The 9,283-nt window shown below is 69.3% G+C and carries 9 protein-coding genes; 6 read left to right on the top strand and 3 right to left on the bottom strand.

Annotated elements, in window-relative coordinates; genetic code table 11:
- The first annotated feature begins 217 nt into the window (after nucleotides 1–217).
- Nucleotides 218–1,753: a sodium:solute symporter family protein gene (locus ABD339_RS32275; RefSeq protein WP_344570725.1), complete on the top strand. Its 1,536-nt coding sequence runs from the start codon at nucleotides 218–220 to the stop codon at nucleotides 1,751–1,753.
- Between the two features lie 197 nt (nucleotides 1,754–1,950).
- Here the strand turns inward: ABD339_RS32275 and ABD339_RS32270 are convergent, their stop codons facing one another.
- Nucleotides 1,951–2,202, bottom strand: a complete 252-nt coding sequence (locus tag ABD339_RS32270) for a hypothetical protein (protein ID WP_344570724.1) — start codon at nucleotides 2,200–2,202, stop codon at nucleotides 1,951–1,953.
- A gap of 276 nt (nucleotides 2,203–2,478) precedes the next feature.
- The gene (locus ABD339_RS32265) at nucleotides 2,479–2,931 is read right to left on the bottom strand and encodes an ATP-binding protein (protein ID WP_344570723.1); all 453 of its coding nucleotides are present in this window, start codon (nucleotides 2,929–2,931) and stop codon (nucleotides 2,479–2,481) included.
- Between the two features lie 234 nt (nucleotides 2,932–3,165).
- On the opposite strand from ABD339_RS32265, the gene ABD339_RS32260 reads away from it, so the two are divergent.
- From ABD339_RS32260 to ABD339_RS32240, 5 genes are all read left to right on the top strand, one after another.
- Nucleotides 3,166–4,065 (top strand): helix-turn-helix domain-containing protein, encoded by a 900-nt coding sequence (locus tag ABD339_RS32260; protein WP_344570722.1) that lies wholly within the window; start codon nucleotides 3,166–3,168, stop codon nucleotides 4,063–4,065.
- On the top strand, nucleotides 4,062–4,265 hold the full coding sequence (locus ABD339_RS32255; protein WP_344570721.1) for a DUF397 domain-containing protein: 204 nt from the start codon (nucleotides 4,062–4,064) through the stop codon (nucleotides 4,263–4,265). Before ABD339_RS32260 ends, ABD339_RS32255 begins: the two co-directional genes overlap by 4 nt.
- Nucleotides 4,262–4,459, top strand: a complete 198-nt coding sequence (locus ABD339_RS32250) for a DUF397 domain-containing protein (protein ID WP_344570720.1) — start codon at nucleotides 4,262–4,264, stop codon at nucleotides 4,457–4,459. The genes ABD339_RS32255 and ABD339_RS32250 overlap by 4 nt, the downstream gene beginning before the upstream one ends.
- Nucleotides 4,456–4,674: a DUF397 domain-containing protein gene (locus ABD339_RS32245; protein WP_344570719.1), complete on the top strand. Its 219-nt coding sequence runs from the start codon at nucleotides 4,456–4,458 to the stop codon at nucleotides 4,672–4,674. The genes ABD339_RS32250 and ABD339_RS32245 overlap by 4 nt, the downstream gene beginning before the upstream one ends.
- A 2,708-nt stretch (nucleotides 4,675–7,382) precedes the next feature.
- Nucleotides 7,383–7,979 carry a methyltransferase domain-containing protein gene (locus ABD339_RS32240; protein ID WP_344570727.1) on the top strand — a complete coding sequence of 199 codons (597 nt, stop codon included), beginning with the start codon at nucleotides 7,383–7,385 and terminating at the stop codon, nucleotides 7,977–7,979.
- Between the two features lie 703 nt (nucleotides 7,980–8,682).
- Here the strand turns inward: ABD339_RS32240 and ABD339_RS32235 are convergent.
- Nucleotides 8,683–8,907, bottom strand: coding sequence for a hypothetical protein (locus ABD339_RS32235; protein ID WP_344570718.1), 225 nt, complete (start codon nucleotides 8,905–8,907; stop codon nucleotides 8,683–8,685).
- Nucleotides 8,908–9,283: the final 376 nt, after the last annotated feature.

The raw sequence follows: 9,283 nt of genomic DNA, 5'->3' as shown, positions 1-9,283 counted from the left end.
CACCTACCGACGGCCGCACCGCGTGACGAACGCGATGCGGCCGTCGGCATGTGGCCAACAGGCGTGCGCCGTCGCCAACTTGCGCTTGTGTGCGAACTCTTGACGCTCCTATAGGCCACTTCTAATGTGACGTGCTGTTCAACGATCTGGCACATGTTCACGTAGATGAACTAGTCCTGTGAATGAACTAGTTCCGTAGCTGAACTAGGGAGCCGCCATGTCCGGACTGGACTGGGTAGTCGTCGGCGCGTACTTCTTCGTCATGCTCGGCATCGGCTTATGGGCGTCCCAACGGGTCGACAACGTCGCCGACTTCTTCACCGCACGCGGCCGAATACCCTGGTGGCTCTCCGGTATCTCGCACCACATGTCCGGCTACAGCGCCATCATGTTCGTCACCTTCGCCGCCGTCGCCTACGACTACGGCATCACCGTCTACTTCTGGTGGCCGCTGACCATCGGTATCGGCGTCGGCATCGGCGCCTTCCTCTTCGCCCCCCGCTGGAACAGGCTGCGCGCCAAGCACGGCGTCAACTCCCCGCTGGAATACCTCGCCGTGCGCTACAACCTGCCCACCCAGCAGGTCCTCGCCTACAGCGGGGCGGCGCTCAAGGTCGTGGACATCGCCGCCAAGTGGGTGGCCATCGCGGTCCTGTTGCAGGGCTTCGCCGACCTGCCGCTCGCCTGGGGCATCGGCCTGACCGGCGTGTGCACGATGTTCTACATGGCCTTCGGCGGGCTGTGGGCCGATGTCCTCACCGACTTCGGCCAGTTCGTCATCCAGTTCGTCGCCGGCATCGCCATGCTGGTGGCCGTCATGGCACACCTGAGCGGCGTCTCCACCCTCTGGACCATGTGGGACGACCTGCCGCCCAGCCACAGCGACCCGGTCAACGGAACGGTCACCACCACCTTGATCATGGCGTTCCTGCTGGTGAAAACCTTCGAGTACAACGGCGGCATGTGGAACCTCGCCCAGCGCTACATGGCCGCGCCCTCCGGCTCCCGGGCGCGGAAGTCCGCGCTGCTGTCCAGCGCGCTGTGGATCATCTGGCCGCTCATCCTGTTCATCCCGATGATCGCGGCCCCGCTGATCGTGCCCGGCATCGAGAACGGCGAGGAGTCCTACATCAAGCTCGCCCAGGAGCTTTTGCCCACCGGCCTCATCGGGCTCCTGCTGGCCGGGTTCTTCTCGCACACGATGGCCATGGTCGCCTCCGACTCCAACGTCATCACCGCCGTCATCACCCGCGACCTCGCCCCCGTGCTCGTCCCCAAGGTGCGCGCGCTGGGCGAGAAGCCGCAACTGCTGTTCGCGCGGATCACCACGGTCGCCTTCGTCACCGTCAGCATGAGCTTCGCGCTCTTCGCCGACCCGAACGGCTTCATCATGACGGTCGTCGTCAGCATCGTCGCCGCCACCATGGGCCCCGTCTCCATCCCCCTGATGCTCGGCCTGCTCCCCTGGTTCACACGCCACGGATCCTGGGCGGCGATCGGCTCGTGGGCCGGCGGCCTGGCCGTGTGGGCGTACCTGTACTGGGGCGTGCCCGACGCGGACGTGACGGAGTCGATGACGGTCGGCTTCCCCCTGCTGACCTCGCTGGTCCTCTACCTGCTCATCGGCTTCGTCCACCCCCAGGGCTCGACCGAAAGCAACACCCTGGTCGACTCCCTGAACGACGACCCCCGCGTACCGGCCCAGGGCGCCGCCCCGGACGCGCCGACGCTGCCGCCGATGGAGGTGCGCTGACCGGTCGGCATCGACCGGCCGACGCTGACCGGTCGATGCCGACCGGCCGAACGCCGGATGGGCTGCTTGCACCGCGGCCCATCCGGCGTTTGCGTATCCGGCCGCAGCCCGACAGGGCCTGAAGCCGGGGATGCTGGAAATTCTTCGCCGTGCAGGGCTGCCGACGGTTCCGCTCGGAGTCCGGTCAGCGCGTCCGGTCAGCGGTAGTAGATCGCCATCGGGCTGGAGTCGTCGTCACACCAGACCTCGTTGAACCCGTTCGCCTTGGCGTTCGGAAGCTCCGACGCCTCGCACTCCGCCTTCGAGGAGTAGCCCTCGGCACCGACGGGCTGCCAGCCGGCGCCGGGCGGCGGGGAGGCGAAGGCGCTGGTGGCGGTGGTCAGCGGGATCGCGACCGCCGCGGCACCGACTGCCAGACCGACACCGATACGAGTACGCCACGACTTCATAAGTCCTCCATGCGGTAGACCGTCTTCGAGGTTTCTCGCGCACGGCTCTGTCGGAGAGCCGCCCCCGGCCGTGCGGCCATCGGCTGCGTACGCGTCGTTCGGTACGTTGGATGCGGGCTCCGCGCCGAAAGTTCATGGTGCGGTGTGACTTTCTACGGGGGGCGGCCAGGCCGGGCGTGGGCGGTCCGGTGGCCTCCGCGCCGGTCCGGTGGCCTCTGCGGATCGTCACCCCCTGGACCGGTTACTCCCGTGGAGGGGTCCCGCCCCACAGATCGGTCACTCCCACAGATCCAGCTCCGCCCACAGCGTCTTGGTCACCGGGTCGTTCACCCGGTGACCCCAGCGGTCCGCCACCGCGTCCACCAGCAGCAGTCCCCGCCCCGACTCCTCCTCGCCGTCCACCGGCCGGGGCGCCCCCGGCGGCAGCGGCTTGTCCGCACGGGCGTCGGTGACCTCCACCCGCAGCACCCTCTCCGGCTTGGCCTCGCTCAGTACGAGCCGCAGCCGGAAGTCCCGCCCGATGTTGCCGCAGTGCCGGACGGCGTTCGCCGCCAGCTCGGCCACGATCAGCGCCGCCGAGTGCGAGGCCGTACACCGGTACGGCATCCCGTGCTCGTCCAGCCACTGCGCCGCGAGCAGCCGTGCGAGCCGCGCCCCGCGCCGGGTGGAACTGAGCTGCACCGCGAACGTGACCGAAGCGGGGGCCGGTTCACCTACCGGAACCGGCATCGGGGCGGCTGTGCGGGGTGGCTCGGGCTGGCGAATGCTGGGCGTTTGCGGATTCATAGCGTGACGTTCCCGCTACCCGGCTAGCGTCTGCCAGGTCAGAGCGTGCGCCCGGGGCTGCGGGTACGCCCCGTGGGGCGACTTGCGCGGGGATGTACGGGCCGCGCGCCGTGACCGCCGCACGGCGAACGGCGTTGACGCGAGGACCCTTTGAGGGCGCACAAGGATGTGAAGCGTATGACCGGTGCGAACGGCAGCACCCCGCCACGGAAGAAGGACGGCCGGGCCGTCCCCTCACCCCGCACGACCGACACCACCCACCAGCGCAAACGCGAGGAGGACCGCCCCGGCATCTGGGTCGGCTACGGCAAACTCCTGGCCAAGTTCCGCAAGGACGCGGGCTACTCCCAGGAGGCCCTTGCCCCGCTCCTCGACTACTCCCCGGAACAGCTCGCCTCAGTCGAACAGGGCCGCCGCCCGGCGAAGGCCCCGCTCACGGAGGCGGCGGAACGCGTACTGAACGCGGGCGGCGTCCTGCAACTGCTCCAGGACGAGGTGGACTTCGCCAAACTGCCCCCGTTCTTCCGCGACTTCGTGCTGCTGGAGATGGAGGCGGTGAGCCGGTTCGACTACGACCCGCTGCTCGTCCCCGGCCTGTTGCAGACGGAGGCGTACGCACGGGCCCTGTTCGAGGGCCACGTACCGATCCTCGACGAGGAGGCCGTCGAGGACAACGTGGATATCCGGCTGACCAGGCAGAAGATACTCACCAAGAGCCCGTTGGTGGACTTCTCCTTCGTGATCGGAGAGGCAGCGCTCCGCCAGGAACTCGGTGGGCCGGAGGTCATGCGGCAGCAGTACCGCCACCTGCTGACTGTGGGCGAACTGCGTAACGTGGCCATCCAGGTGGTGCGGATCGGCAGCGGCTTCCACACCGGCCTCAACGGCGGATTCGTCGTCGTGGAGACTTCCGAGCACCGCCAGTACGGCTACTTCGAGGCACAAGACATCGGGCATGTGGTCAGTGACGCCAAGCAGGTGAGCACCTTCGCTTTGCGGTATGGCAAGCTGCGATCACAGGCGCTGAACGTCGAGGAATCAGCGGCCTTCATCCGGCACTTGGTGGGAGAACGATGACGAATGAGCAGGAAGCAGCCCGACTCCACGAACTGCCCTGGCGTAAGAGCAGCTACAGCGGTTCGGGTGGCGGCAATTGCGTGGAGGTCGCGCACGCGGCAAGCACCGTCCACATCCGCGATTCGAAGGAGCGGCGCGGCCCGGTCCTGTCCGTGGCGGCCACCCCATGGGCGGCGTTCATCGAGAGCGTGGCGCGATGACGACGGCGAACGTCCCTCACGAGGAGCTGTCCTGGCACAAGAGCAGCTACAGCGGTTCGGGTGGCGGCGAGTGCGTGGAGGTCGCGCACGCGGCAAGCACCGTCCACATCCGCGATTCGAAGGAGCGGCGCGGCCCGGTCCTGTCCGTAGCGCCCACCCCATGGGCGGCGTTCATCGAGAGCGTGGCGCGATGACGACGGCGAACGTGCCTCACGAGGAGCTGTCCTGGCACAAGAGCAGCTACAGCGGCTCGGACGGCGGCAACTGTGTGGAGGTCGCGCACGCGGCCGGCAACGCACACGTCCGTGACTCCAAGGTGCAGCGCGGCCCCGTCCTCTCCGTAGTGTCCGCCCCGTGGGTGGCGTTCCTCACCTTCGCGGCGCAGGCGCAGACGCAGCCCCACCCCTGAGCCCGCACGCACCCCCCTCGTCCCCGTCACCGGTTCAGCAGGTGACGGGGACGAGACGTCTGGGGGCCAGGACTGGGGTGAACCGTGTCGCTTCTGTCCCCGTTGTGAAAGAGCGGGGCCGCTCCGCCGAGAAATTCGGCCAGGCTCCGATCTGCGACAACGAACGGAGTGAGCACGTCATGCCTGTTGACGGACCGGCCTTCGAAGGGCCCCCTGACGGATCTGCGGTTCAGCAGAGACAGCAGCGTCAACGTGCGGGGACAGCGCGGTATCGGGAAAGGGTTGACAGCGATCCGATCACGTCGGCTGCGAAAAATTGGGCGATAGCTGGGACCTTGAAAACGAGGAAACATCCCATATCGACGGACGAAGATCTCGATAAAGTCTGGCGGACCGCTCTTGCGGGTCTGTACCGTGCTGCGGCTGCTAGCGTGAACGACAGTATGAACGGGCCCACATCGTCGACTCCCGTGTCGGGGTATGAATTCAAGGAAAAGTGGCTCAAGACGATCGACATAAGGGCGAAATCGGCAGCCGCACAAGGAGTGAGCCCCCGGGACTTCAGGGATGCTTATCTCCGGGAGAACGGCTGGCAGTTGCCTCTTATGGGAGGTCGGGGGGGATACGACCGGCTGGCGAAGGCCGAGAAAGAGGCAGCGGAGGCGATGGCGGCGCGGGGACCGCTTCCCGGTACGCAGGGCGGCGGCCCTCCGCAAGCCGAGTACCAGGAGCCGGCGGTCCAACAGGCCACCGGCCACTACATGGCAGAGCCCCCTAGGCTCCCCCAGCCGTACGGCACACCGGCTCCGGTGGGCCGTCCTTCCATCGGACGGCTTGGTCCGGCCTTCGACGGGGGGACGTTGCCGCCCCCGCGCCCGGCTGGGGCCCCGGGGTGGGCCCCGCCCCCTCGACTACCCCCCGTGCGCGCGTACTTGCCCGGCCGGCCCCAGCCGCTGGAGCCGGCACCGGGCCTGCGGTCGCACCTGCCACCCGTGCCCGTCCCCTTCGCGGATGTGCTGCCGCGCCCCGTCCAGGGCGGCAGCGGTGTTCCGGCTCCGTATGCCCCGGATAGCCGTCCCTACGGCCCGCCCCCGGGCTGGCAGCCGCAGGGCCCGGCACAGGGCCCACCGCGGGGCCGGGCCCCGGGCAGGCCGCCCAGCAGGTAGAGATGTGTCCTCGGCCGCAGCGCGCCCGGCGCCGTGAACCGTTTTCCCTCCCAGCCCGTGATGCGTGGATGGCGTCACTCTGCAGGGCAGTTCGGCCGGGTGCGTCCCGATAGATGTGGCACGCGTCCTCCGACTGTCCCGGGGAGGACGAATCAGTGTGAGTCCGAACGGAGTGATCACCTCATGGAAATTCAACGGGATGTGCGGGCTGAGAGGCGGATAGCCGAGCGTGCGGCGGCCAGGAGGTACCTCGCGAAGACAAAAGAGAACCCTTACGAACAAGCCGCGCGTCTGCGGGCAGCCACCAACGGCAGGACCACGTACGCGACGAAGAACGAACCGGTCACGGACCGGTGGTGGCGGCTCACGTGTAATGATCTCCATCGCCGCGCCGCTCGTACGGCAGAGGACCAAGGCGCCGACCCTGAGGGCCTGAAGGACCGGTTCGACCATATTGATACGGAGGCAAAGAAAGCCAGAGGATCCGGGCAGACACCTGAATATTTCGCGGCGACATATTCTCGGAACCACGGGCTGGTCGAAAGGGGCAGGCGGCGGCCACCGACGCGCAACCCGGCAGCGCCCGCCGCACAGGCGGTAGTCCCCAGGGGGTCGGGACGGCAGGGCCCCCAGGCCCAGCCGGCTTACAGGGACGACGGGCCGGCCTCAGGCTGGGACCAGGGCGCATCGCTGCCCCCCGACCAGCCCGGCCTGCCCTTCAGGGGCAGGCTGCCGCTTCCCGTCCCGAGGCAGAGCGCACCCGTTCCGGCTCCGGCTTCGGGCCCGGCTCCGGAATGGTCTCCGGTCCCACAACTGCCGCCTCTGCGCGCCTACTTGCCCAGCACCGGGGCACCGCCGCGCCCGGCCCAGGCTCAGGATCCAGGGGCGCTGCCCATCGGAGCCGTGCTGCCCCCGCCCGACCCGCGCGCCGCCCGGGGCCCGTACGCCTCGCAGGGCAACCCGTACACCTCGTACGGCCTGCCTCAGACGTGGCAGCCGCAGGGCCCGGCACAGGGCCCGTCGGGGGGCCGTGCGCGCGGAAGCCGCCGCTGAGGCACTGCCGTTGCGGCCGTTACGAGGCGCTCGACGACCCCGACAACGCCCGTCCCCGCCGCCGCGGCCCGGTGGCGGGGACGGGGTGCCGCCGGATACCGGGAAGATGGTGTACGCCGTCGCCGAACAGCTCGACTCCGCAGGAGCGTGTGCGTGACCGCCGCCCCTGAAGCACTGCGCCGGGATCCGGCCGAACAGATCGGCTCCGCCTGCCCCGGGCTCGCCCCCGAGTGGCGGGACGCGGTCGCCGCCGTGGACCGGGCGGGCTTCCTCCCGCCGGTCGTCTTCCGCCCTCACGGCGGCGCCGGGGCGGACCGGGAGCCGGTCGCGCGCGGAGGTTGGCGAAGAGGAGTGGCTGCGGATGGCCCACTCCGACCGCACCTGGGTGACGCAGGTCGAGGGTCTGGACGGGGCCGACGCGCCCTGCCCGGTCTCCGTAGTCCGACCTCCTCCGCCACGCTCCCTTCCCCTGTCGCCCGCACCTTGGACGTGCCCGCCGTGGAGGAGGGACACCGCGTTCTGGAGGTCGGCACGGGAACCGGCTGTTCCACGGCCGTCCTGTCCCACCGGGTCGGCGCGGACAACGTCGTCAGCGTCGAGTACGACCCGGGCTGTGCCGCCGTCGCGGCCCGGAACCTCGCGGAACTGGGCTGTGCGCCGACCCCCGTCGTCGGCGACGGACTCCAGCGGCACCGGGAGCGGGCCGAGTACGACGCGATCATCGCCACCTGCTCCGTACGCTCCATCCCGCCGGCCTGGCTGTTCCAGCTCGCGGACGCGGGGAGCATTACCGCCACGGTCAGCGGGTGGATGCTCGCGGCCGGCCTGATCCGCCTGGCTCCCGATGACGAGGGCGATGACGCGGGCGCGCTGTCCGGCCGTTTCGAGGCGGACGAGGTCACGTACATGCTCGCGCGCCCCCACGAGCGCCCCCCCGCACACGACGTTCTACCGGCAGACCGGGCACACGCGCCCGACCCGCGTGGATCCGGCGCTCACCGACCTGTGGGCGGGCCGTTTCGTCGCACAGCTCGCGGGCCCCTCCGCCGAACTGATCGCGACCGGTTCCGGGGTGATCCTGCGTGACGTGGCGACTGGTTCACAGGCGTGGACGGAGCCTGCCGGAGGCGGCTGGACCGTCCACCAGCATGGGCCGCTCCAGCTGTGGGACCAGGTCGAGGACGCGCTGATGACGTGGCAGCGGCACGGGGCTCCCGGCCTGACGGAGTTCGGGATGACGGTCACTTTCGAAAGCCAAGCGGTCTGGCTCGGTCACCCACATGGACCTTCCTGTCCGCTCCCGGCATAAAACCCGGCTGAGGCACGGCAGTTGTGAAGCGTGCGGGCTGCCGCGCGCACGCGAGGTAGGGGCCGACGTGCTGCAGGGCGCGCGACCGTGCACCTCGCTCCGTCGATCTCAGTGATCGCGCGAGACGACTACGCGCGGTCGGCCGGCAGGTGCCCGATCGGCCCTGGCCTTCCAGCCCCTTTTCGCGGAACACCGGTGCCCGCCTGCCCTGGCGGCCCCGGCCCCGGCCCCAAGGCTGATGCGTCACCTGTCTGGCCGGTGACGCGGAGGAGCAAGGGCAGTGGGCGGTCGTCGCCCAACTGGCCGCTCCGTCGAGCGGGTTGCTCGCCACGGATGCCGACTGGTCCCGGGTGACGCGGCGACTGGTCCACAGACGCGGCCATCCGCGTCGCGAAGGAGAGAGGGGCGGGGCCGATCAACGTCAGTGGGCCGAGTCCTGCCCGAGTAACGTCGCCCCGGCATCCGGAGAGGGTGAGCCTTTCAGCGTGTCGGGCCCTTCTTCTTTGCGTTTGACGCATCGAAACTGTTGAGGGCGCCCCGCTCGCCTTTCAACGCGTCCCGGTTGCGCTGCCTCCAGTCCCTTTCCTGATCCGCTTTGTCCCTCGCTCCGTGCTTTTCCTGCCAGCCTTCCCGGTACGTGTTCAATCGGGCCGCTGCCGCTATCTCCTTCTGAGTCGGGGCTTTCTGTTCCTTGTCCGTAGCCATGAAATTCTCCTCGTGATTCTGGACGGGCCGGCCTGCCCGAAGGTGAGCTGACCGCTCTCGGCCGCAATGGGGTCATCGTGCTCCCGAAGCGTTTCCCCAGTGCGGTCTTTTCGGCCAGGAGCCCGGTGCCGCACAATGCGCGTAACCAGTCACATCCAGGTCGTTTCTCCCCGGCGCTGACCAGCGCGGACCGGAACGGGGGATTGGCTCAATCCCGGCCCCTCGGTGCTGGCCGGCAGCAGTCGGCCATGGCGCGAGACGGGGGCGCCGTGAGCCTGATGGCGGGCCCTGTGAGGGGGCATGAGACGGGCGTTGACCTACCTGACGCGGTGAACGGCGCATCGGGTGGCCGGCCGGACTGAGGAACGAGGCGGGC

It is taken from the genome of Streptomyces axinellae (assembly GCF_039532135.1).
GTDB lineage: Bacteria > Actinomycetota > Actinomycetes > Streptomycetales > Streptomycetaceae > Streptomyces > Streptomyces axinellae.
Note: the sequence above shows the minus strand (reverse complement) of the source record. Positions and strands in the feature narration are given on the sequence as shown.